Annotated in this window: 25 protein-coding genes; 12 read left to right on the forward strand and 13 right to left on the reverse strand. The window is 64.3% G+C overall.

The window, feature by feature from the left end; translation table 11 throughout:
* The first annotated feature begins 48 nt into the window (after nucleotides 1-48).
* The 3 genes from ACTJLB_RS03750 to ACTJLB_RS03760 all read left to right on the forward strand — a co-directional run bounded on the left by ACTJLB_RS03750 (nucleotide 49) and on the right by ACTJLB_RS03760 (nucleotide 2,656).
* Nucleotides 49-735, forward strand: coding sequence for a response regulator transcription factor (locus tag ACTJLB_RS03750; protein WP_088175008.1), 687 nt, complete (start codon nucleotides 49-51; stop codon nucleotides 733-735).
* 180 nt (nucleotides 736-915) lie between these two features.
* A complete protein-coding gene (locus tag ACTJLB_RS03755) occupies nucleotides 916-1,293 on the forward strand; it encodes a response regulator (RefSeq protein ID WP_020070034.1) in 378 nt (125 codons plus the stop codon).
* Between the two features lie 208 nt (nucleotides 1,294-1,501).
* Complete coding sequence (locus ACTJLB_RS03760; RefSeq protein ID WP_440782527.1) at nucleotides 1,502-2,656, forward strand: sensor histidine kinase; 1,155 nt, start codon at nucleotides 1,502-1,504, stop codon at nucleotides 2,654-2,656.
* A gap of 166 nt (nucleotides 2,657-2,822) precedes the next feature.
* Here the strand turns inward: ACTJLB_RS03760 and ACTJLB_RS03765 are convergent, their stop codons facing one another.
* Nucleotides 2,823-4,550: a hypothetical protein gene (locus ACTJLB_RS03765; RefSeq protein ID WP_440782529.1), complete on the reverse strand. Its 1,728-nt coding sequence runs from the start codon at nucleotides 4,548-4,550 to the stop codon at nucleotides 2,823-2,825.
* Nucleotides 4,551-4,814: 264 nt separating this feature from the next.
* Between ACTJLB_RS03765 and ACTJLB_RS03770 the strand changes: the two genes are divergently transcribed.
* Nucleotides 4,815-5,924 carry a TIGR03118 family protein gene (locus ACTJLB_RS03770; RefSeq protein WP_440782530.1) on the forward strand — a complete coding sequence of 370 codons (1,110 nt, stop codon included), beginning with the start codon at nucleotides 4,815-4,817 and terminating at the stop codon, nucleotides 5,922-5,924.
* Between the two features lie 85 nt (nucleotides 5,925-6,009).
* Here ACTJLB_RS03770 and ACTJLB_RS03775 read toward each other — a convergent pair whose 3' ends face one another.
* From ACTJLB_RS03775 to sctU, 12 genes are all read right to left on the reverse strand, one after another.
* A complete protein-coding gene (locus ACTJLB_RS03775; protein ID WP_440782531.1) occupies nucleotides 6,010-6,765 on the reverse strand; it encodes a winged helix-turn-helix domain-containing protein in 756 nt (251 codons plus the stop codon).
* 187 nt (nucleotides 6,766-6,952) lie between these two features.
* A complete protein-coding gene (locus ACTJLB_RS03780) occupies nucleotides 6,953-7,402 on the reverse strand; it encodes a CesT family type III secretion system chaperone (protein ID WP_020070029.1) in 450 nt (149 codons plus the stop codon).
* 132 nt (nucleotides 7,403-7,534) lie between these two features.
* Nucleotides 7,535-7,789 carry a hypothetical protein gene (locus ACTJLB_RS03785; RefSeq protein WP_020070028.1) on the reverse strand — a complete coding sequence of 85 codons (255 nt, stop codon included), beginning with the start codon at nucleotides 7,787-7,789 and terminating at the stop codon, nucleotides 7,535-7,537.
* 100 nt (nucleotides 7,790-7,889) lie between these two features.
* On the reverse strand, nucleotides 7,890-8,132 hold the full coding sequence (locus tag ACTJLB_RS03790) for a hypothetical protein (RefSeq protein WP_020070027.1): 243 nt from the start codon (nucleotides 8,130-8,132) through the stop codon (nucleotides 7,890-7,892).
* The gene (locus ACTJLB_RS03795) at nucleotides 8,116-9,387 is read right to left on the reverse strand and encodes a type III secretion protein (protein WP_440782533.1); all 1,272 of its coding nucleotides are present in this window, start codon (nucleotides 9,385-9,387) and stop codon (nucleotides 8,116-8,118) included. Before ACTJLB_RS03795 ends, ACTJLB_RS03790 begins: the two co-directional genes overlap by 17 nt.
* 125 nt (nucleotides 9,388-9,512) lie before the next feature.
* Nucleotides 9,513-10,523 carry a hypothetical protein gene (locus ACTJLB_RS03800; RefSeq protein WP_440782534.1) on the reverse strand — a complete coding sequence of 337 codons (1,011 nt, stop codon included), beginning with the start codon at nucleotides 10,521-10,523 and terminating at the stop codon, nucleotides 9,513-9,515.
* Nucleotides 10,520-10,783 (reverse strand): type III secretion system export apparatus subunit SctS, encoded by a 264-nt coding sequence (sctS, locus tag ACTJLB_RS03805; RefSeq protein WP_020070023.1) that lies wholly within the window; start codon nucleotides 10,781-10,783, stop codon nucleotides 10,520-10,522. Before sctS ends, ACTJLB_RS03800 begins: the two co-directional genes overlap by 4 nt.
* A gap of 8 nt (nucleotides 10,784-10,791) precedes the next feature.
* Nucleotides 10,792-11,460, reverse strand: a complete 669-nt coding sequence (sctR, locus tag ACTJLB_RS03810; protein ID WP_027779213.1) for a type III secretion system export apparatus subunit SctR — start codon at nucleotides 11,458-11,460, stop codon at nucleotides 10,792-10,794.
* Nucleotides 11,438-12,691, reverse strand: coding sequence for a type III secretion system cytoplasmic ring protein SctQ (gene sctQ, locus ACTJLB_RS03815; protein ID WP_440782535.1), 1,254 nt, complete (start codon nucleotides 12,689-12,691; stop codon nucleotides 11,438-11,440). Before sctQ ends, sctR begins: the two co-directional genes overlap by 23 nt.
* 41 nt (nucleotides 12,692-12,732) lie before the next feature.
* Nucleotides 12,733-13,362 (reverse strand): type III secretion system protein SctP, encoded by a 630-nt coding sequence (gene sctP / locus ACTJLB_RS03820; protein ID WP_440782536.1) that lies wholly within the window; start codon nucleotides 13,360-13,362, stop codon nucleotides 12,733-12,735.
* A gap of 27 nt (nucleotides 13,363-13,389) precedes the next feature.
* Nucleotides 13,390-15,498, reverse strand: a complete 2,109-nt coding sequence (gene sctV, locus ACTJLB_RS03825) for a type III secretion system export apparatus subunit SctV (protein ID WP_204521150.1) — start codon at nucleotides 15,496-15,498, stop codon at nucleotides 13,390-13,392.
* Between the two features lie 39 nt (nucleotides 15,499-15,537).
* The gene (gene sctU, locus ACTJLB_RS03830) at nucleotides 15,538-16,614 is read right to left on the reverse strand and encodes a type III secretion system export apparatus subunit SctU (RefSeq protein WP_440782538.1); all 1,077 of its coding nucleotides are present in this window, start codon (nucleotides 16,612-16,614) and stop codon (nucleotides 15,538-15,540) included.
* Nucleotides 16,615-16,925: 311 nt separating this feature from the next.
* Between sctU and ACTJLB_RS03835 the strand changes: the two genes are divergently transcribed.
* From ACTJLB_RS03835 to sctT, 8 genes are read left to right on the forward strand one after another with little or no spacing between them, the layout of a single operon-like run.
* Entirely contained in the window at nucleotides 16,926-17,543 is a 618-nt protein-coding gene (locus ACTJLB_RS03835; protein WP_440782539.1) for an HrpB1 family type III secretion system apparatus protein, read from the forward strand.
* Nucleotides 17,544-17,597: 54 nt separating this feature from the next.
* Nucleotides 17,598-17,990, forward strand: coding sequence for a type III secretion protein (locus ACTJLB_RS03840; protein WP_440782540.1), 393 nt, complete (start codon nucleotides 17,598-17,600; stop codon nucleotides 17,988-17,990).
* A gap of 59 nt (nucleotides 17,991-18,049) precedes the next feature.
* Nucleotides 18,050-18,808, forward strand: coding sequence for a type III secretion system inner membrane ring lipoprotein SctJ (sctJ, locus tag ACTJLB_RS03845; RefSeq protein WP_440782831.1), 759 nt, complete (start codon nucleotides 18,050-18,052; stop codon nucleotides 18,806-18,808).
* On the forward strand, nucleotides 18,805-19,608 hold the full coding sequence (locus tag ACTJLB_RS03850) for a type III secretion protein HrpB4 (protein ID WP_440782542.1): 804 nt from the start codon (nucleotides 18,805-18,807) through the stop codon (nucleotides 19,606-19,608). The genes sctJ and ACTJLB_RS03850 overlap by 4 nt, the downstream gene beginning before the upstream one ends.
* A complete protein-coding gene (gene sctL / locus ACTJLB_RS03855) occupies nucleotides 19,593-20,372 on the forward strand; it encodes a type III secretion system stator protein SctL (RefSeq protein ID WP_087751649.1) in 780 nt (259 codons plus the stop codon). The genes ACTJLB_RS03850 and sctL overlap by 16 nt, the downstream gene beginning before the upstream one ends.
* Nucleotides 20,369-21,763, forward strand: a complete 1,395-nt coding sequence (gene sctN, locus ACTJLB_RS03860) for a type III secretion system ATPase SctN (RefSeq protein ID WP_440782544.1) — start codon at nucleotides 20,369-20,371, stop codon at nucleotides 21,761-21,763. The genes sctL and sctN overlap by 4 nt, the downstream gene beginning before the upstream one ends.
* Complete coding sequence (locus ACTJLB_RS03865) at nucleotides 21,760-22,254, forward strand: type III secretion protein (protein WP_440782545.1); 495 nt, start codon at nucleotides 21,760-21,762, stop codon at nucleotides 22,252-22,254. The genes sctN and ACTJLB_RS03865 overlap by 4 nt, the downstream gene beginning before the upstream one ends.
* The gene (gene sctT, locus ACTJLB_RS03870; protein ID WP_131320338.1) at nucleotides 22,251-23,102 is read left to right on the forward strand and encodes a type III secretion system export apparatus subunit SctT; all 852 of its coding nucleotides are present in this window, start codon (nucleotides 22,251-22,253) and stop codon (nucleotides 23,100-23,102) included. Before ACTJLB_RS03865 ends, sctT begins: the two co-directional genes overlap by 4 nt.
* The last annotated feature ends 131 nt before the right edge of the window (nucleotides 23,103-23,233 follow it).

Consider the following 23,233-nt stretch of genomic DNA (forward strand, 5'->3'; position numbering starts at 1 on the left):
CCACCGGGCCGCCTCGCGGCCTTTAACGAGAGCTCTGCGAACGCCGCAATGTCCGATTCCCGAACCTTCCGTACAGCCGCTTCATCCACGGGCCGCGAGTCCCGCGTCGTCTACATCGTCGATGACGACGACCTCGTGCGTGGCGCGCTGGTCGGCCTGTTGCGCTCGATCGACCTCGAAGTGCACGCGTTCGCCTCGACCGAGGAATTCCTCGCCGCGCCCAAAAGCGCGAATCCGTCGTGCCTCGTGCTCGACGTGCGGCTGCGCGGGCAGAGCGGTATTGCGTTCCAGAAATCGCTGTCGGAGACCGGCCAGCCGCACATGCCCATCGTCTTCATGACGGGCCACGGCGACATAGCGATGACCGTGAAGGCGATGAAGGCCGGCGCGATGGATTTCCTCTCCAAGCCGTTTCGCGATCAGGACATGATCGATGCGGTGGTCGCCGCGCTCGACAGCGACGCAAAGCGGCTGGAGGCCGACCGCTCGCTGCACGAGGTGCGCGCCTGCTGGGAATCGCTGACGCCGCGCGAACGCGAGGTGCTCGAACACGTGGCCGCGGGGCTGATGAACAAGCAGATCGCGGCCAACATGGGAATCGCGGAGATCACGGCCAAGATTCATCGCGGGCAGGCGATGCGCAAGATGAACACGCGCTCGGTGGCGGAGCTGGTGCGCAAGATGCAAGCGCTCGGTATCGCCAAACTTGGCGGAATAGGCGCCGCGGAGCAGTAAGCGTACGTTTTATACCGTACCGTTCGCGCGCGCGAAGCTGTACCCACCGTGTTCCGGCAAGCGGCGCGGGTGTACCCATACCTACATATGATGGCGGTACCCATGCGTGGCGTTATGCTGGGCTACCGGTGAGCGGTGGGATGGGCCCATCCGTTTGCCTGGCCTCAGGCAGGTATCGCTTTGTCGCTTTCATCCACCGAACTCGTCGTCATTGTCGACGATGACCCCTTCGTGCTCGCCGCCGCCAGCAGCCTCGTGCGTTCGTTCGGCTGGGAGGCGCGCGAGTTCGCGAGCGCGGCAGCGTTTCTGGCGTCGGATGTACTCTCGCGAACCGATTGCCTGATCTGCGATATCCAGATGACCGGCATGGGCGGGATAGAACTCCTCGACAAGCTCGAAGCCGACGGCATGCGCATTCCCACCTTATTCATCACGGCCCTGGCCTCCGCGCGCACGCGCGCGAGGGTAGGGGCCAGCTCTGCGTTGTGCGTGATCGAGAAGCCCATCGACGCGAGCGAATTGGAGTCGTGGATTCGCCGCGCGCTGGGACACGGCTAGCAAAAGCGACACTAGCGACACCAGCGACACCAGCGACACCAGCGACACCAGCGACACCAGCGACACCAGCGACACCAGCGACACCAGTGCATGGCGAGGGCAAACCTTCGTAGGGGGTGGGCGACCTCTCGTTTGATGGTGCGAACGCCACGCCGCATGCTCTCATGTCTCCTATGCCGTCCGACGTGGCGGCGCCAGGAGAACGACGATGACCTTCATCCATTCGACCGTGTTGCGCGAGGCCTTGCAGGAATCCGTGTTGCGAATCTGCACCCGCGCGGCAAGAAACTCCTCGTTTAGGATTGCTCGCGCGAATCCGCCCAGTCCCGCGGCGAGCGCCGCTCGTGCGGTTCGCACCGTTCGCGCCATTCGCACGGGCGTGCAATCGCAGCGGATCAGCGCAATCGCGATGTTCGTGCTGCTCGTTGCGCTACTCGTCACGATAAGCGCACCTCCTGCCAACGCGGCGATGCTCTACACGCGGCCGTGCCGCGCCGACAGCAACCTGCTGCCGATCGTCTGCCTCGTCGCGATCGGCTTCGGGCTGCTCGCGGCGGCGCTGTGGGTATATGCGTACGAGCAGCGTTCGTGCATCGCGCGCCTCGCCGCCGCAATCGAGCAGCGCAGCAGCACGGACACGTTGCCGCAAGCGTTGGCCGAGTTCGGGCCGCCCACGGTCGCGCGCCTGGTACGCGCGATCAACAGCGCGCAGCGCTACGACGCCGAGCGCGTCGCCCAGGTGCTCGATGTGCTCGCAGCTTATGCGCACGACCTGCGCACGCCGCTGACACGTATGGCGTTGCGCTGTGAGCGGCTCGACGACGGCGATGTGCGCGACGCGATCGAGCACGATCTCGCCGAGATGGGCGAACTGGTCGAGGCAAGCCTCGCTTGCGCGCGAATGCAATGCTGGGCCGGACAACCGTTGCGATGCTTCGATGCGGACGGACTGATCGGTGCGCTCGTCGATAACTACCGGGACGCCGGCCGCTCGGTCGAACTCGAAGGCGAGGTAGGGTGTCCGGTCGTAACGTGCCCGCATGCGCTGCGCTGCGTGCTCGTCAATCTGATCGACAACGCGTTGCGCTATGACAGCGCCGTGCGGTTGTGCGTGCGCGTCGATGCACGGCGGGTGGTGCTGGCCGTGGTCGATTCCGGACCGGGTATCGTGCCCGCCGAAATGGAGACCGTATTCGCGCCCTGGTATCGCGCGCCGCGCACGACAGCGCGCGCGCCGGAATCCGGCTTGGGCCTCACGCTCGCGCGACGTCTTACGCTCGCGATGCGTGGCGAACTGCAACTGGAAAACCGCCGTAACGGCGGACTCGAAGCAAGATTGACGCTGCCTCTCGCGGTAGCGTGAGCATCAAACAGCGCTCGATAGAAAAGCTCCACGCGAACTCGCGGAATAAGCGAGCGGTCTCGCGTGTCGTAGCTGGAGCTTCATGTGCAGCGGTCCATATCGCGTGTGAGGACGCCCAGCGTTATCAAAGATGCCCGAACACCTCACATCCGTTCGCGCCGACGCCTTATGAGCGCAGCCGCAACGAGCCCTTGATCGCATCCTTCGACTCCTTCGCGGCGTCAGCCGGTTTAAGACCCGGCTCGCCGATCATGCCCGCGATCTTCTCGAGCTTTTCATCATTGGACATTGCACTCGGGTCTTGCGCTTCTGCTTTCGCCGATTTCTCTTCGGCGGGTTTCAACGCGTCGGCGGCGAGGCGCATCATCGCTTTGACCGCGTCGGCTCGCGGCATGCCGGCGTCGGTGAGGAGCGTGAGCGTGGCGCGCAATTGCGGATCGTTTTCGATCTGTTCCAGTGCAGCTTTTTCGCGCGCCGAACGCGTGAGGTTCGGCTCGCTGCTGGTCCCGTGCAACTGACCCAGGTTCTCGGGCTGCGCACGGCGCATTGCCTTTTGCGCGATCTCCGCGATGTGCGCGCTCACCACATCGGTTGCCGCGGTTTTGTAGACGCCAGCCTTGCGATCGTCGATCAACGAGCCGGGCAGCCGATAACCGAAATTATGCTGCTGCGCCGTTTTGCGGCGGGCGTTGTCGTACATATTCGCGTAGACGCCCGCTTGTGCTTCGAGCGGCGCGTTATCGAAGGCCTCGCTCTTGCTGGCTGATTGCGTGACATGACGCTGTACGTCGTCGGCTTTCTCGTCGCGCAGATTTTGCCGCGTTTCCAGCGCGAATTTCCTTATGTCCAACGCGTCCTTCACCGCATTGAGCGATTGCCCAGCGACGATCAGCGGCGTGGCCGCGCCATGCGTGCCTGCGGCGAGCACCGCGCCGGCCGCCGCCGCCGTCGCCGATGTCGCGCTCTCGTAGAGCGCGCCTCTGCGCCGCTTGCCCTGATTTTCCGCGATGGACATGGTCGTGAGCACATCGCGCGCACGTTGATGCTGCGGATGAGCCGGATCGTTCGCGGCACGCAGCAGTTTCGCCTTGTCGTATTGCCATTCGCCGTGCTGGCGCGTGACGATCATGTTCTCCGGTGTGGTCGGCAGATATCTGTTGGTTTTGTGTACGGCTGATTCGGGTGCGTTCGTGCGGACGGGCTCAGTCGTGGCCATCAAGTCTTCCGTCGGCGCTTGCGTTTGGGCTTGCGTTTCGTCATGGCTCGCCGCGACCCCGCCTTGCTCGGACGATGAAATCCCCTTCATCGGAATGCCCTTTGGCGCGGGTTGGGGCAACGCGTCGAAGGCAAGCACATCTTCGCGCAGCATCGCCGCAAGTTTCTGCTCATAGCGTTTGGTGGTTTGATGCGCGACCACGGCCGATGCGCCGCTCGCGATCATGCCGGGGATCTCGTGTGCGGTGTGGGCGTCGTACACGAAGCTGCCGCCGGCCGCGCGCGAATTCGCGCCGAGCACGCCCGTCAGCGGTTTTTTGGAAGCAAGGTTGAGCGGCGTGAAGCCTTTCTGTCCGCTGCCCAAAGCTTGCCTGATCGCGTTGAACACGCTCTTGCCGGCGCTGCCCTTCGGCGGCACGAAATTGTGAATGTCGTCGACTGCGGGCTGCGGTTTGGGCGGCGACGCGAGCTTGCCGATCGCGCCCATTGGCCCCTTCAGAAGTTGATCGCGGTAGGCACCGGGCTGCACGGGTTCGCGCTTTGGCTTGTATGGAGCAAGTTGCGCCGGAACCGGCGCACGCGCCGGAGCATTCGGCGTCGGGCCGCTCGCGGGCTTGTCGTCCTGCGCGGCTGGCGTCGCTGAATCAGGCGCTGCGGGCATTCCATTGACACGCATCATCTGGAGGCTCTCCGGTCGCATTCATGCAGACAACGGTAGCCGCTAACGTATGAGCGCCCCTCGATCGCGCGAAGTCATAAGCGCGCCAGCGAACTAGCTGCGCGCGGACTGCCCGGATGCAATGCACTCCTTCGCCAAACCGCGCAGACCTTCGGCATCGCCGCCAAACGCGGCTCACTCGAACTCTATTCTGCAATACGACGGTTCCTGGCCGGCCGCCCTCGTCGCAATCCATCCCTTCAACTTTGCAGACGGTAGATTCGAATGAAATATAAACCCGCGTTACTCGAGACAGCAGCCGCTCTACTTACCGCATTGACGCTCACCGCCTGTGGCGGCGGCGATCATGTCGACAACGGCAAGACGGCCAGCGCAAGCGTATTCAAGTCCATGGTGCTGGTATCCGACGGCAGCGTCGCCGCGCCCAACACCGCGCCCGATCTGAAGAACGGCTGGGGCATCGCGTTCAATCCGGCCGGCGCCGCGTGGGTCTCGGGCAACGGCTCGCAAAAGTCCGTGCTGTTCGACGGCAACGGCGTGCCGCAATCGCTGATCGTGACGATTCCGCCGGGCACCAACGGCGTGGCGGGACCGACCGGCATCGTCTTCAACGGCACGGCTACGGACTTCATGATCGCGACGCCGGACGGCTCTGCGAAGAGCAACGCCGTGTTCATGTTTGCGACGGAAGCGGGCACGATCGCCGCGTGGTCGCCGAAAGTGTTGCCGACCGCAGCCGTTACCGCGTTCGACGACGCGGCCGGTGGCGCCATCTACAAAGGCCTGACGCTCGCCAGCAACGGCGGCCGCAATCTGCTGTACGCAACCGACTTTCACAACGCAAAGGTCGACGTGTTGGATGCGGCGTTCAACAAAATCGCGCTGCCTGGCACGTTCAAGGACCCATCTGTACCGGCGGGTTTTGCTCCGTTCGGCATTCAGGCAGTCGGTTCGAAAATCTTCGTGACATATGCGCAGCAGGACGCGAGCCGCAAGGTTCAGGTGACCGGCGCGGGCCTCGGCGTGGTCGACGTATTCGATCTGAACGGCAATCTGCTGCAACAGATTCCAGCGGGTGGCGTGCTCAACGCGCCGTGGGCAGTCGCACAGGCGCCCGCCGGTTTCGGCACGCTGAGCAACGACATTCTGATCGGCAACTTCGGCGACGGTAATATCAACGCGTTCGATCCAGTCTCGCTCAAGCCGCTCGGCAAGCTCACGCTGCAAGACGGCACGGCGTTCCAGCAGACCGGTTTGTGGGGCCTCTCGTTCGGCAACGGCGTATTGAATCAGCCCAAAACGACGCTGTTCTATGCTGCAGGCCCGAACAAGAAAGTTGCAGGCGTGTATGGCCGTATCGATCTGGCCAACTGACGCTGAACGTCGAGATGGCGACCCGCGCTGCGGGTCGCCAAAAGGCCGTGTTCTCTGCTGCGTTACGCGCAATGGCCGGCAAGTGTCACGACACCGCTTCGGCCATTCGCGCGCGTGGCGCACGCGTCGTGCAGATATCCCGGCGATGCGGCGCTTCGATCTGTTCGAGCATGTAGCCGAGCGAATACACGGTGCGCAGTGTGAGGCCGCTGTGTTCGTCCAGTTCCAGTTTGGCGCGCAGTTTGTAGATGTGCTGTTCGAGCGAACGCCCAGCAATATCGAGTTCCTTTCCCCACACCGCGTGCGCCAGTTCCTTGCGCGTGATGAGCGCACCGGGATGCGAAAAGAACAGCCACGCTATGCTGAACTCACGCGCCGTGAGCCGCACGCGTTTGTCGAGTGTGACGAACTCGCGTGTCGCCCGGTACAGCGTCGAAGAGCCGAGCGTGATAGTGCTCTGCGCCGTGCGCTCGCCGCGCCGGCGCTCCACCGCGTGACGGCCGCGCGCCACTATTTCCTCGAGGCGAAACTCGCCCACGACGATTTCATCGACGCCCGCATGCAGTGCGTTCGTCATGCTTACCGAGTCCCACCATTGGCCGATCATCATGACCGGCAGGTCCTGTCTGAAATGACACGCCCGCCACGCGAGCACGAGATTGCTGGTGGAGAACTCCGTCTCCGATTCGATGATGACGAGATCCGGCGGACTGCGCTCGAGTGAGCGAATCAGGCCGAGTTCATCGGTATAGCGAACACAGTCGGGCATGCCGTCCGCTTCGAAAGCATTCTTGATCCGTCGAAAGGTCGAGTCGTTGCGCGTTAGCAAGGCGATTTGCATGATCGTTCCAAGATGAGAATGTCTGACCGAGGCGCGCGCCAGACATGTTTTTCGTTCTGGCGGCGCGGCTTTCGTCTCACGCTCCTGATCACACAACACGCGATAGTCGAGTCCTATTCCATTTAGTTTTTCGATCGCCGAAACGCCGGTGGGACGGCGGCTTCCGCACGCGAAGAAGATATGCGCATTACGCGCGGATCCACATGAAGGCGCCTGACGCGACGGCCTGATACTGCTCGTCGGTGGCTTGAAGTATGTTCTGCTGCCAGTAGCGGCCGTGTTCCGCATAGTGGGCAAGCAGGTCGGCGAGCGTTTCGCCGTTCAGCTGGGACAGTTCCGCGCGCACGACCAGCACGGAGCTGCCGGTGTCGCTGTCCACGCCCAGTTGCGCCTGGTCCTGCGCATAGACGAGCAGGTTGGCTTCCAGCATCAACCGATAAACACCGAGCACGCGTTCCGGCGCGACTGTTCCGAACTCGAACACAATATAAAGACCGGTGTCGTTATCGAAATGATCGAGCCGGACGTCGAAACCTTCCACTTCGATCGAGCGCGTGTCGAGCACATGACCGGCGTCGGGCAGACCGACCGTCGTGCATAGATCTTCGATCAGCGGCGTGTAGTAGTCGATGTCCACGGCGTGTCCGACTCCGGTTGATGTTGAAACCCGGCGTGCTCGACGCCGGAATTGAAAAGGCGCGTATCGCCGGGGCGAACGCGCCAGAAAGAGCCTGCTGCAACGGACGTGAAGCGCGTCCCCAGCCAGGCGTCAGCTTGCCTGCGCGGCCTTCGTCAGGCTCGATGCGCCCGACTTCAGCGCTTCGCCCACGGCTTGCAGCACACTCGCGTTCGACTGAGCCTGCGCGATCTTCAGTTGATCCTGTGCGTTGGCGTTGATCTGGTTGACCGCGGAATCAGTGCCGGCGGACGACGACAGATCTTCAGCCTTGCCGGCCGCGGTGGCCTGCGCCGCAGTGCCTGCGCCTGCTCCGAGGGAACTCGCTGCACTCGTGATTGAACCCATGATTGACACTCCTTGAAATGAACGGCCGGACCGGAGTGGCCGCGGCATCGGAATCCCGCGTAGTGCGGGGACAAACGTTTCGACGCAGTTGCGTCGAAACTCAGCCATTGAGCGCGTCTTCGCGCAGTTGAGCGATGATCCGGCTCGCCGCGAGCAACCCGCGATAGATCTTTGCGCGCGCATTGCGGTCTTCCGGCGAGCCGTCGGTGCGGCTATTGAGTTCCTCCGCGCTTTCTTCGAGCGCGCGGCGCAACACGGCGACTTGCGCATCGGCATCGGGCGCGCGCACGAGGCCTTGCAGATCGTTGAACTTAGCCGCATGACGTTCAATTGCCTGATACATGAGATTTCTCCGTGACAGAAGGTCCGGCTGCCGGGACGGCTGCCAATTGAGGGGGTTGCATGGCGGCTTGTGCGGCGGCTTGTGTGCCCGCTTGCGTGGCGGCTTCGGGTGCCGCGCCGCTCAGTCCGTGACTTCGTTCGCCATCGCTGTCGCCGTTCGCTGCGGCGTCGCTCGCGGACATGGGCGCATCGGCGGGGTCGTCGGCGAGGATGAAGATGTGCTTCACGCCATCCGGTGTCTGCGCATAGCGCACGCGATCGGACGACACCACGGTCGTGTATTGACCGTCGGCCTCGGCGGTGGGCGTCGCGTCGCTGCCCGTCGCGTCGATGCGCAGTTCCTTCACGTTCGCGTCGAGATCCGCGCGTACGCGCTGCACGGCCTGCTGCACGCCGTCGATGTCGACACCCGTACCCGTGATCGCGAACACGCCTTTGCCCGCGTAATGCACGTCGACGTTCGCCATGCCGATCGCTTCCTTGATGCCGCGCGCAGTGTCCTCGGCGTTGCCGTATTGGCGGGTCACTCGCGCGCCCGGGATGTGTTCGAGCAGACGCTGCGCGACCAGATCGTCGCCGGCACTGGAGACAAGCCCTGTCACCAGCACGCCGCCGTGGCCGTCGAGCGTCGCATGCAGATCGGTCAGACGCGCGCCCGCGAGATCGCGGTTGGCCTGTTCGGCGGCGGCGACGTCGGGCGGCGGCAACGATGCCTTGGCACGCGTGCTCAACGCCATCGACCCCACGCCCGACGCAATCGCCAGCATCACGCACGCGGCGCCCACGGCTGTCACCAGCTTGCGCTTGATGATCCATTGACCGCTTCCGGCGGCGGTCTCGTGCGCGGGATCGTCGGCGCTTTCGGGCTTGACCAGCAACGTCGAGAGGAGGGCGAGATCGCTCGGCCACACTGCGTCGTCGGGGCCGATGCATAGAACCGTCTGGTCGAACTGCATCGGCACGAAGTCGGTCATCAGCACGACGCCGGGGTCGAGTGCGTCCGGGTGCGCAGCTTCGTCGGTGTGAGCGGCGGCGGAGTCCGTCGAGTCCATTGCGGGTACTGCGTTGACTGGCGCGGGCTCGATGCGCGTAACCGTCACTACATCGGTTTCGTCGACGTTCAGCACGACTGCCGCGCCGCTCCAGTCGGTGATGCGGATGTCGGCATCGTCGTCGGAGTGGACCCGGTGAGCGCCCGTGCTGAGGCGGGCTTCCGCGCCGGCATGGTTACCTGTCAGGATGCGCAGCAGTTTCATGGTTTCAGACTTACGCGAAGATCGTTCGGCGCATCGGATCGACACGCCACGCAATCCAGATTAGCGATATCCGCGTGCAGCGTGCCCGCGTTTGCGAAGCCGTCCACGGCCGCACGAAACGCCACTCAGGCACGCGACGTGGTGCGCAGCCGCGCTTCGATCGCGCCGAGCAGGGCCGCGTTCAGATGACGCGCGCGCTCGGCCTGATCCGGCGTGTTCGGGCGTTCAAGCACGAGCAGGACGAGGTTCGCCAGCAGATTCACGCGCTGCGCAAGACCTGCGGTCGAACCGTGGGCGCTTGGCGCGCCTCGCGCATCGAGCTGTTGCGTTGAGCCGGCCGTACGCGTTGCGTCCAGTGCCGTTTGCGCGAGACGCTGTGAAACTGTGGTGAGCAGTTCGCGCCTCGCCGCCGACGTGCTGGGCGCAAGCGCGCCTTCGGCGGCGCGCAACATGTGGATGCGCTGCATCAGCGATTGCAATGCGCGATCGGCTGACGGCACGTTTCCCGCCGCGATATCGTCACGCAACTTGAGCAGCGCTTCGCCGATGGCACCGCGTATTTCGCCGCCGCGCGCGGCACTGGAGCGCGGCAGTGTGATCGCGCTGACGCCTTCAACGGCAGTGGCTGCAAAGATGCCGCCGGGCGCGCTGCCATGATCGTCGCGGCTATCCTGATCATGATCGTGCGGATCGTCGCGTTGCTTGCCGTTCTGTTGACCGCCTTCCTGCTGCGGCTGGCCGCCGCCACCGCCGCCGCCTTGCCGGCCGCCGTCGCGCGTGACGCGATCGGCTTGCACCTTGCTCCGCGCCGTTTTCGCGCTGGTCGCGTGAGCGCCTTTGAGCGCACCGTGTGCAGTGGACGCAGCGCGTTGCGAGGGCGCGAAGCGTTTGCCTGCGGCTCGCGCAGCCGCCTGACGCTTGCGCAACGCGGCGGCAAGTTGGCGCGCCTTCGCGCTGTTCGCTTGCGCAAGATGATGCGAGTGATGCGCGTGCGCAAACGTCACGTTGTTCTTGTAGACGGCAGAAAAGCGCACGGCCTGTGTATGCGATGCGTCGTGGTCCGCGCGGTTCGCCGCTGACGTTTCGGTGGACGCGCCGGCTTGCGCCGCGCGCGTCTGGGCGGAGACCGTCGTCATTGCGAGGTCGCGGCCTGCAACACCTGGTTGGCGAAGCGCAGCACGGCGGCAGCCGAAATGGGCGCGGCCACGACGAGCGCGACGACGACTGCCACCAGCTTGACGCCGAACGACAGCGTCTGATCCTGCAGCGAAGTGACGGCCTGCAGGAATGAAACGACGAGGCCCACGCCGGCCGCGATCACCACGATCGGCAGCGACACGTAAAGACACAGCAAAAGCCCCTGCGTCGCGAGGCCGATCAGCGCGTCGATGTTCATGAGAACTCCTAGCGATAGCCGAGAATGAGGCCGTGAATCAGGGTCGACCAGCCGTCCATCGCGACGAACAGCAGCAGCTTGAACGGAATCGCGACACTGGTCGGTTGCACCTGGCTCAGGCCCATTGCCATCAGCACGTTGGCGATGATCAGGTCCACCACGATGAACGCGATGTACAGCAGGAAGCCGATCTTGAATGCATCCGTGAGCTCGGTCAGCGTGAAGGCGGGCGCGAGCACGATGATGTCGGTGTCTTTGAGCGCCTTCGCCTGTTCCTTTGGCCAGATCGCGCTCGCCGAGCGCAGGAAGAACTGCCGCTCGCGGGGTTGCGCGTGAGCCTTCAAGAAGTTGCGAAACGGTTCGCGCGCGGCGGCGATGCCTTGCGTCACCGTCTGCGTGACCGTGCTGCCGCTCGTGTTCGCTCCGCTGCTGCCTTGCATCGCGCCGGCAGCGGTGAACGCGATGGGCGCCATGATGTACACCGAGACGATGATCGCGATGCCGTTCAGCACCATGTTCGGCGGCACCTGCTGGACGCCGAGCGCATTGCGCAGGAGCCCGAGCACGACGACGATCTTCATGTACGAGGTGACGACCATCGCCACGAACGGAATGATGCTGATCGCCAGAACGACGATCAGCAATCCGGTGATATCACCGGTCTGTGTCGCTGGCATAGGCCATCCCCGTGATGCGGATTCCAAGGTGTTCGCCCACGCTCACCAGTTCGCCGTGGCCGATCGTCTGACCGTGGGCGACGAGTTTGATGCGGGCGTCGGTCACAGGCGTGTCGAGCTCGATCACGTAACCACGCCGCAGCGCTGCGACTTGCGACAGCGGCAACGCCAGCGTGTCGATCTCGAACTGGACAGGCAGATCGAGTTCGCCGATGTCGGGAGGCGAAGTTTGGGTGAACGGTGCGGCTTCCTCTTCCGTTTCCTCTTCCGTTTCGGACTTTGTCGGCGCCTCGGTGCCTGTCGCGATAGCCGCTTCGTGCGGAACATCGTCCAGCGGAGGGTCGCCGTAGTCGATTCGCGGCAACTCGTCGCCTTCGACCTGCAGGGTTTCTTCACTCATGATGGGGTCGTCGTTTAGGGTGAGAAGGGCGCCGTCGAGCGCGACCGTGGCCAGCATGCAGCGTAGGCCCGGCGTGCCCCACGCGGCGCGCAGCTGCAAGGGGCCGTGGCCGCGCAAGCCGAGCACGGTGGCGCGGCTGAACGTGCGTAACAGCACATCGCCGGGACGTAGTTTTTGAAGCGCGCGGATCGACACGCGCCGCGCGCCGAGCGCGATGCGCCCCGGTACGCCGAGCGTCGCGAAGGCGTCTAGATCGCGACGCTGCTGCTGATCGCCGAACGACGCGAGCCGCGTTTCGATCAGCCGGAGCGTGGGCAGTGCGATATCGAACAGCGTTTCGTACGCGACGCCCTCGCGCATCAGCGCGATGCGCAGACGCGCCGTGTTGTCAGACTCGAACGTGGCCGATTCCTTCGTCGCGCGCTGCACGGATGCCACGCGCCACGTGCCTGCGCCGCTCGCATTGAAGCTGTCGACGAGCGGCGCAAGCACCGCGTTGGCAATCGCATTGCGCAGGCTCTGCTGCGTGCCGCTGTGGTCCGCCTCGGCGGGCGTGGCGAGTATCTGCAGCGACGGGTAACGCGCGAGATCGACATGAAGCGCGAGTTGCCCCGACAGATGTGCAAGGACGATACGGCCGGCATCCTCTAACGGTTCGGCGCTTGCGGCGTCGCGCGCATCCACGTGCGAGACGTGCACGGCATCAAGCCGGCCGAGCCGGCGCAATGCGTCGACGTTGCGCACGTCGCATAGCAGGCGCGCGGCGCAGGCGTCGGCGGGCTGGATGGCCGGCAGTAGGCCGGCGAGAGAGCGAGGCCGGGTTTCGAGCATTGCGGAAGTCAGCGTGAAGCCATGAGTAGGGAGGGCGGGACTTACCAGATGGTCAGCGTCAGCGAACGCGGTTCGCTCCAGCTGTCGAGCAGCGCCTTCAGTTGCCGTTCGAGCATGCCGCTATGCAGTAAGAGTAATTGCTTTGCCTGGGCGTCCTGCACGTCGAAGCGAAGCGACAGGCCGGCGAGCGAAAGCGTGAGATTGAGCACGGTGTCGGCGAGCAGGTTTGGGTCGAGCCGCATCGTCAGATCCCAACTGCCCGATTCGGCGACGAAGCGATTCGCCGATAGCCGCGCGACCTCGCGCGCGATCGAAGCCGCCAGTTCGATAAAGCCTTGCTGCTGCATATAGACCGCTTCGATCACCGGGGCGCTGCCGGCGCCGACGCGGCCCGCGACGGTCGTCCGATCCGGTGTGCGGTGCTGATCGGCGTCGCGTTCTTCGTCTTCGAGTGCGAAGGGATTCGCGTTGCTGGTGGCAAGCGCGCCTTGTTCGGGATCGCTCTCGCGTCGAACCAGCGCCGCATAGTCGAAGCCGCGCGCGCGCCGCGTGCGTTCGCTCGAAGTAGCGGACCCAGGCGCGAAACCCGAACCGGACACGCCGCCCGATTCCGTCGAATCGGGTGCGATGACGCGCGCGGGGCGTCGCATGGAGCGTGATAACGTCGACATTCAGGCTGCCCTCATGCCGTCATGCCGTCATGCCGTCACGCGGCCGATCGGCTGCAATTCCACGAGCCCGCCAAGCTCCTGGTACGAATACACGTTGAGCCAGTCGAGCTTGCCTTCCAGCATGCGCCTCACATAGCGGCGAATATCCATCGACGTGACGAGCGCGATGTCGTCGCGCGCAATCGTTCCGGCGTACGCTTCGATGCTGTCGAGCAGGAAGGTCACTTCGTCGGGCGGCAGCGCGAGGTAGTTGCCGGTGGGCGTCTGCTTGATCGCCTGGCGGATATGCTGCTCGACCGGCCCGTCGAGCAGCACGGCGGGCAGCACCTTCGCGCCCTGGGTCGCGCGATGAGCGAGAAAGCGTGCGAGGTCGCCGCGCACATACTCGGTCAGCATCAGCATGTCCTTCTCTTTCGGTCCCCACGCGATCAGGCTTTCCATGATGTTGCGAACGTTGCGGATCGGAATCTGTTCTTCGAGCAGACGGCGCAGCACGTCGGCGATACGCTGCGGCGGCAGCACCTTTTGCACTTCCGCGAGCAGACCCGGATAGTCGATGCCGAGTTGCTCCTGAATCCACTGCACTTCCTGAACGCCGAGAAACAGCGACGCGTGCCGCCGCAAGAGCCGCACCGAAACATGCGCGATCACCTGTTCCGCGCGCCACGCCTCGGTCTTTGCTGGCAAGCCTTTTTCGTCGTGCCAGTAACTCGGCTGACTGCTGCCGTCGAGCGGCGCGCGTTGCTCGCAATTGGGTGCGAGCGCGCGCAATTCGGCGTCGCCAGGCCGGTCTTCGCCAATGCCGCTCGCCTCGCGCGCGAGCGCGAGCGGCAGCGTCGGCAACACCACTTTTCCAGGCGGAATTTCTACGGTCAGATAAGGCACATCGTGCATCAGGAACTCGCACGTGGACGCGGCGAGGCGGTCGGACGTCCACATCGTGATGCCGGGAAACGGCAATCCCAACTCTTCCTGCAATACCTCGCGCTCCGCTTCGAACGACGTGTTGAGTCCCGCGAGACTCAGACGCGCGACCAGATCCGGCGCGATCCGCACGCCGAGCGCGCAGGTGAACGCGGGCGGATGCGTCGCGATGGCGGGCGTTTCGATTTTCGCGCCGACACGCTGCATGGAACGCACGGCTTCGCCGTCGTGCAACTGGCGCGACGGCTTGCTCTTTTGCAACCGGTATGCGGCGAACGCCAGCACGCCGGACAGCAGAATGAACAGCAGCCACGGAAAGCCCGGCACCGCGGCAAAAGCAAGCAGCAGCACCGCCGCGAAAAACAGGGCGGGCGGGCTCGTGATCAACTGCCGGCCAATATCCGCGCCGAGCGAGCGTTGCGTTTCGTCGCGATCGTCGGCGACACGCGTGATCATCACGCCGGCCGCGACGGAGAGCAGCAGCGCCGGCACCTGCGCGACCATCGCGTCGCCGACCGACAGAATCGAGAAGCGGTTCGCCGCTTCCGCCGCCGTCATGCCGTGATACGCGACGCCCACCGCGAGTCCCGCCACGATGTTGATGACCGTGATGATGAGTCCTGCCACGGCGTCGCCCTTGACGAACTTCATCGCGCCGTCCATGCCGCCGTGCAGCGCACTCTCCAGCGCGAGCGTCGCGCGCTTGTGGCGCGCTTCGTCGGAGGTCAGCAGATTGGCGCGCAGATCGGCGTCGATGCTCATCTGCTTGCCGGGCATCGCGTCGAGAGTGAACCGCGCGCCCACTTCGGCGACGCGTTCGGAGCCCTTGGCGATCACGATGAACTGCACCAGCGTGATGATGATGAACACGACCATGCCCACCACCAGGTTGCCGCCCACCACGAGCTTGCCGAAGCTGTCGATGATTTCGCCCGCCTCCGCGTGCAGCAGAATGGATTTGGTCGATGCAATGCTCAACGAAAGGCGGTACAACGTCGTGAAAAGAAGCAGCGACGGGAACGCGGACAACGACACCACGCTCGGCACGTAGAGCGTGATCATGAGCAGCGTTACGCTTGCCGCGATATTGAGTCCGACCAGAATATCGATCATGAAGGTCGGCAGCGGCAGAATCATCAGCGAGAGGATCGCGATGATCAGGAACAGCATCCCGATCTCGCCGCCCACAGGAAGTTTTAGCGTCTTGAGCATGGTGAATGTGGTGAGTCCAGCAAGAGCCGCGAACAACGCTTACGCGGCGGGTGTCTGCATACTTTGGCTTTGCTTCGCGAGACCGATCGAGTCGACCCAGCGCAGGATCGCCGCGACGGCTTCGAACAGTTCGTCGGGAATCGGCTCGTCGATCTCCACCTTGTAAAGCGCACGCGCAACCGGCGGATTGCCGACAATCGGCACGTTGTATATCTGCGCCTCGCGGCGCAATTGCGCCGCGGCTTCGTCCATACCCTTCGCGATCACGACGGGCAGCGGAAATTCGTCGGGTGCGTAGCGCACTGCGACGGCGTAGTGCGTTGGATTCACCACCATGATGCTGGCGGCCGACACTTTGCGCGGCGGCGCGGAGGTGGCGAGTTCGCGCGCGAGCCGCTTGCGTTCGCCCTTGATCACAGGGTCGCCTTCGTCCTGCTTGAATTCGCGCTTGATCTCGTCCTTGCTCATTTTCTTGCCGCGAATGTAGAGAAACTTTTGCAGCTTGAAGTCGACGCCGCCGAACATTACGAACAGCGCAGCGGCGGTGCCGAGAATCTTGAGCATCAACCCGCTCGCGAGCCGCGACAGTTGCGGCACCGACTGAAACAGCGAGCCGATCACGAGCGGCAGCAAACCTTCGATCGTTTTCCACATGACGATCATGAGTACCGCGCCCTTGACGATCATCTTCAACAATTCGAGCAGCGATTTCAGCGAGAAGATCTTTTTCACGCCGGCGGCGGGACTGATGCCGTCGAACTTGAACGAAACGGCCTTCATCGAAATGACCACGCCCACCTGCACGCCTACGGCGACGATCGCGGCGAGCACCGCCGCGCCGATGCTCGGCAAAATCGCGCCGATCACGTGTGAGCCGATCACGTGCAACGTCACATAAAGCGTATCCATGTCGCGCGGCCCGCTCACGAAGCGGAGCGCGTCTTGCACGCCTGCGCGCATCGCGTCGACCATCGAATCGCCTGCTGCCGCGAGCATCAGTACGCCGGCCGCGAGAACCACGCCGTCCGCGACGTCGGCGCTTTTCGCGACGTCGCCTTCCTCTCGCGCCTTGCGTAGCTTCTTGTCGGTTGGCTCTTCGGTTTTGTCGTCGCTCATCGCAGATGTCCAGTGAAGGGGAGGCGGGCGAGCCCGAACGTACGGCGTGTTCATGCAGCCATAGCGCGGCTCGATTCTATGCAGCACATGTCTCGCGCTATTGGCGGGATACGAAGCAGGACATCGGCGCGCGAAGCGACCGCTATGTGAGCGTGCCGTGTCGTGCCCGATGTAGCGCTCCGAGTTGTGCCCGGTGTCGAGCGCCGTTTCGCAATGCTGCTGATCGCTTCGCTCGCGGCGTGAGTCGGCGCGTTTTGCGCTGCTACCTTTCGCTCACTGGAAGCATCACCGAACACACGGAGTCAAACACCATGCTCGCAAACCAGCCCAAGTCGGCCCAGCTCTCTCAGTCGGTCAGCCAGGCCGACTATCTGAAGTGCAGTCAGGAGGTGATTTCCGCGCTCATCGAAACGGTGTCGGTCGGGCTCTTCAGCCATTTCCCGACGGTGCGCGGCGATACGACCGACATCGAACTCGTGCTGGATGCGTTGCGCGCGCTGCGTCCGAAAGTGAGCGAGATCGAGTCGTTGCAAGGCGTGCTGTACATCGTGCATGGCCGTTGGGACGACGCGGTGCAGGTGCTGCGCGACGTGATTCACGCGGCGCCGTCCTTTTCCTACGCGAAGGCGATGTTCGCTTACTGCCTCGCGTCGAAGGGCGATCCCAACTGGCGTCAATGGGCCGATGAAGCGCTCGCCGGCGACACGACGCCCGAAACGCGTTCGCTGATTCGCGCGCTGGAAGTGCGCGCAGATCTGCTGGCCGCGCGCGCAAGCTATCGCGGCGGCGAGTTTGTGTTGCCGCAGTCGTATCGCGAGCTGGCGGAGGAGCAGGAAGCCAAAGCCGCCGCCGAACACGCCAGGTCGGCCGTGCAGCCTGCGCGTGAGAACGCTGCGCAATTCCAGCAGATGGGTTTTCTGCGTGCCTGATTTGCGGCGCGCGCGTCGTTTCACTTCGCTCACAGTTCACGCGGGAGTATTCACATGAGCCTGTCCATCAGCAACGACTCGGTTGCCAAGGCGATTTCGGAAGCGTTCAAGACTGGCAATGGCGCCGAGACGCCCGGCGCCGACTCGGCCGCGAAATTCCAGGCGTTGATGCAGCAGGAGCGCGTCGCCCCGGATCAAGGCGGCGCGCATGCCCCAAACGACAAGCTCGTCGAAGCGATCTCGCACGAGGACGGCCAGATGGAAGCCGCGCTCAAGGAAGTCGCGCAGTTCGGCCAGCAATCCAGTTCGATGGCGCCCACGGAGGCAATCGCCAAAGCATCCGAAGTCGCGCTGAATCTGTCGATGGTGCAGTTCGACTTTCAGGCGAAGATGGCCGTGGTGACGTCGTCCAAGTCGTCGGCGGAAACCTTGATGAAGAACCAATGACCATGTTCACGGCTGAAGCATTCGGACCATGGCACTACGCGCGCTGGCGCCGCGCGGCGATGGTCGTATTGTGCGTTGCATGTGCGTTGCTCGCGGGTTGCAAGAAGGAGCTGTACGGCAATCTGAGCGAGCAGGACGTGAACGAAATGACGGTCGCGCTTCTGGAACGCGGCGTGAGCGCGGAGAAGACCACCGCGGACGGCGGCAAGACCTACTCACTGCAAGTGAGCGACGACGACATGGTTCGCGCAATGGAAGTACTGCGCGACAACGGCCTGCCGCACAGCAAGTTCGACGATCTGGGCAACCTGTTCAAGAAAGACGGTCTGGTTTCAACGCCGACCGAAGAACGCGTGCGGTTCATTTACGGCTTGTCGCAGGAACTGTCGGGCACGTTGTCCCGCATCGACGGCGTACTGGTGGCGCGCGTGCAGATCGTGATTCCGAACAACGATCCGCTCGCGCAGCAAGTGAAGCCGTCGTCGGCGTCGGTGTTCATCAAGTATCGGCCGGGTCTTGCGCTCAACTCGCTCGTGCCGCAGATCAAGAATCTGGTCGTGCATAGTGTGGAAGGCTTGTCGTACGAACAGGTCAGCGTGACCGGTGTGGCAGCCGACCAGGTCGATCTGAGCCGCCGCAGCGACGCGCATGGTTCGGTCTGGCCGTGGGTTGGCGCGGGGCTGCTCGTAGTCGTGCTGGTAGGTCTCGCGCTCGGCTTTGCGTTCCGCGACGCGTTGCAGCGGCGCTTCGGGCCGCTGTCGAATTTGACCGGTGCTTTGTCGCAGCGACTCGGCCGCAAGGATCGGCGCTCCGCATGAACATGCCGGCTTCGTATGTCGCCCCCCACGTCGCCTCCCGCGTCGCCCCCTATGTCGAGCCTCGCGCCGGCTTATTGCACGGCGGCCATCGCGGCCACGTTCGTCTCGGACCGAATGCCGATCACCTGGCGGGCATGCTTGCGAGCTATGAGCAGAACTTGCGCATGGCGATTCGCTGGGTCCACGGTTCCTGGCTGACGCGCGCATTGGGTCTTGGCGAAGCTGACGCGCTTGCGTTGCGTGAACGGCTGCAACACGGTCCGTGCGAAGACGTATCGCTTGCGCTGATGCGCGCGTTGCCGTTTGCGCCGCCCTCGCTCGAACGGCTGATCGGCGTGCCGGCGGCGCGGCTCGATGCACTGCCGATCGAGCAAGGTCTTGCCGCGCTGTGCATCCGCGCGCTGCTGCTGCGGCGCGCGCAGGTGCGTCGTCTGATCGATAGAAACACGCGTGTGCGGCTCGCGCAATGGGCCGGATGTCCGCTCGACCGCATTACCGGCTCGACCGCTGCGGACACGCTTGCCGCGCCCGATTTGACGCGCGTGCTGGGCGCGGCGGCGGTGCCGTCGCTGGAGTCGCTCGATCATACGCAACTCGCGCTGGAGGGCTACGCATTGCTCACGCGCGAGCCGCAAGCGGGCGACGTGCCCTGCGCGCTGCTGCGCTTCGCATTGCCGCACGACACGCGGCACGCTGCGTGGCTCGATGCCGTGCCCGCCGCGCTCGACGAAAGCGGAACAGGTGTTCTGCACGCGCGGCTTGCGGAGTTTTTGCCGGAGTATCCATGGTTATCTGGCTGAGTCATCCACGTATCGCGGATGCAACCGACGCGCTCGGCGAGACACGTTATGGCGTGAACGAGGACATCGTCGCGCGCGAGACGTTCGGCATGCTGGCGAGCGTCGACGATGTCTATGGGCGCGCCGAAGCCGAGCGTCAGGCGATTCTTGCCGCCGCGCACGTTGAGCGCGAGCAGCTATTACAGGCCGCACGCGCGGAAGCCGCCGCGCTCGTGGCCGAAGCGGCGCGCGAACGCGCCGACGCGGCCGGGGCGGGTTATCGCGACGGCATGGCGCAAGGGCTCGCCGACTGGCTCCAGCGGGTCGCGAATGTCAGCAACGACGCTCACCGTCTGCAGCGTCAACTCAGCAAGCGCATGGCCGAAATCGTGATGCTGGCGGTCGAGCAGATCGTCGGCGGGCAGGGTGCGCAGGCGTTGTTCGCGCAGGCGCTGGGTGCAGTGGACCGGATTGTCGAAGGCTCGACCTATCTGCGCGTGAGCGTGCATCCTGGCGATCTCGACGCCGCGCGCGCGGCGTTCGGCGATCTGGAGCGCCGTTGGCGCGAGCTGGGCCGTCCCGTTGCGTTGAGCGTACTCGGCGACAAGCGGCTCGCGCCCGGCAGCTGCACATGCGAGTCCGATGTCGGCATCGTCGATGCCGGTTTGTCGACGCAACTGGACACGTTGCGCGCGGCGGTCGAACGTGCGTTGCGGGCGTCGGTGGATGAATCCGTTGCGGCGCCCGCACAAGCCTTGCCTGTTGAAGAGGGTTGGAGCGCATGATCGAACTCGAAACACCTGCGCGCGACAAAGCCGCGGCCACGCACGACGGCCTGCTGGGCGGCGCGGGTTTGCGGCAACTGAGCGACGCGATCGAACGGGAGATTCTCGCGAGCGTGTCGATCCGCCAGGTCGGCAAGGTCGTGGAAGTGATCGGCACGCTGATCAAGGTCGCAGGCATCGATCTGAAGCTCGGTGAACTGTGCGAACTGCGCGCGCCCGGCGGGCGGCTGATGCAGCACGGTGAAGTGATCGGCTTCACGCGCGACTACGCGCTCGTCTCGCCGTTCTCGCGCCTGTCCGATGTGTCGCGCTCGACACAGGTGGTCGGCCTCGGCCGGCCGCTGTCGATCAAGGTGGGCGACAAACTGCTCGGCCGCGTGATCGACGCGCTCGGCGAGCCGATCGACGGACTCGGGCCGATCGACATCGACCGTTACCGGCCGATTTTCGCGGACCCGCCGAGCCCGATGAATCGCCGCATGATCGAGGCGTCGATGGCAACCGGCGTGCGCGTGATCGACGCCATGACGACGCTCGCCGAGGGCCAGCGCATGGGCATTTTCGCGCCGGCCGGCGTCGGCAAAAGCACTTTGCTCGGCATGCTCGCGCGCGGCGCGCAATGCGACATCAACGTGATCGCGCTGATCGGCGAACGTGGCCGCGAGGTGCGCGAATTCGTCGAGTTGATTCTTGGCCCCGAAGGCATGGCGCGCTCGGTCGTGGTGTGCGCGACGTCGGACCGTTCGTCGATCGAACGATCGAAGGCGGCTTATGTGGCGACCGCGATCGCCGAACACTTTCGCGACGAAGGCAAGCGTGTGCTGCTCATGATGGACTCGCTCACGCGTTTTGCGCGAGCCGGCCGGGAAATCGGGCTCGCGGCCGGCGAGCCGCCCGCGCGGCGCGGCTTTCCGCCGTCGATTTTCGCCGAGCTGCCGCGCTTGCTTGAGCGCGCGGGTATGGGCGAGACGGGCTCGATCACGGCGCTCTACACGGTGCTCGCCGAGGACGATTCCGGCAGCGACCCGATTGCCGAGGAAGTGCGCGGCGTGCTCGACGGCCATCTGATTCTGTCGCGCGAGATCGCCGCGCAGAATCGCTATCCCGCCATCGACGTGCTCGGCAGTTTGTCGCGTGTGATGCCGCAGGTCGTGTCGCGCGAATTCATGGCGTCGTCGTCACGGTTGCGCAAGCTGCTGGCGAAACACCGCGAGGTCGAGATGCTGTTGCAGATCGGCGAATACCAGCCCGGCACGAATGCGCTTGCGGACGAAGCGATCGAAAAGATCGACGCACTGAAAGCGTTTCTCTCGCAAGCGACGGATTCCTACGCCGATCCCGCCGCAACGGAAGCAGCGTTGCACGAACTCGCGCAAGGGCAGGCGGTATGAGCGCGCAGCGGCAGATCACGGCACTCAAGCGGTCGGGCGCGCGGCGAAAACGGTTGGACGAAGCCTTGCGTGGCGCACTTGCCCAGCGGCAGAACGAGCGCGCCGCGTGTTGCGCGCAAGCCGACGCGGCCGCGCAACGGCACGCGGAGCTCGACGCCGTGGTGCGCATGTATCGTCAGCGCATCGCGGCGATGATGACCGGCGCCGAGCCGTTCTCGATAGACAACTTCACGTCGATCCGCCGTTATACGGAAACGGTCGAGGAACGGCTTGCGCACGCGCAGTCGGAACTGAACGAAGCGCGCGCCGCAATCGCCGCGAAAGACAAAGAGATCGCCGCCGCGCGTCGCGACATCGCGCAGAATCGCGGTCGCATCGACATGTGCGAGCAGCGCGTGAAAAAGCTCGAAGCGGTGCTGGATGGCATTGCCGCCGACGCCGAGGACGAAGAGACCGAAGAAATGGCGCTTGCGCGACTGGGCCGCAAATGAACGCGTATCTGCTCGAACACGGTTTGCAATTCTCGCAGTATCTGGCGGTGTGGGGCGTGTGTTCGCTGCGTCTGTTCGCGCTGATGACGCTGTTTCCGCCTACCTCCGACGGCGTGCTGCAAGGCGTCGTGCGCAACGGCGTCGCGCTCAGTTTCAGCATGTTCGTCGCGGCGGGTCAGCCGGACTCGTTTGGCGCGTCGCTCACCGGCCTGACTCTGCTGACAATCGGTCTGCGCGAAACCTTTATCGGCATCGTGATGGGCTTTGCGGCGTCGACGGTGTTCTGGGTCGCGGAAGGCGCGGGCAGCTATCTCGACAATCTCACCGGCTTTAACAGCGCGCAGTTGCAGAACCCGATGCTATCGCAGCAATCCACGCCTTCAGCCACGCTGCTCGGTCAGGTCGCGACGGTTGCGTTCTGGTCGCTCGGCGGCATGCAGTTTCTGCTGGAAGCGTTGTATGCGTCGTATAAGTGGTGGCCGGTTTCGGCGTCCATTCCGGCGTCCGTCAATGTGCTCGATGCATTCGTGATGCACCAGACCGACACGCTGATGCAAACAGTTGCCAAACTTGCGGCGCCGATGCTGCTCGTGCTGCTGCTGATCGACATGGGCGTGAACCTCGCGTCGAAATCGGCGCAGAAACTCGAACTCAGCGCGCTCAGCCAGCCGATCAAAGGCGCAGTGGCCGTGCTGATGATGGCCGTGTTCGCCGGCATCTTCGTGACGCAAGTGCGAGATCAGCTCGACCTGCGTCTGTTGAAAACCAGCCTCGAAGCGCTCGCTCGGGGCGAGACGAAAGCATCTGCGGATGCGCCCGCCACCGTACCTTCACGGCCGCTGCGGTAAAGCCGCGCTCGCGGCGACACGCCAATTCTCAACTATTTTTAATAATCACCGTTTTCCTCTGATTATTGAGAATTGGCGAATCCAGCTTTGTTAAATTGACCTCCGTTGTCGCAAGGCGCTGACGATGCCGC

The sequence above is a fragment of the Paraburkholderia sp. 22098 genome (genome assembly GCF_052045935.1).
GTDB classification, from domain to species: domain Bacteria; phylum Pseudomonadota; class Gammaproteobacteria; order Burkholderiales; family Burkholderiaceae; genus Paraburkholderia; species Paraburkholderia caledonica.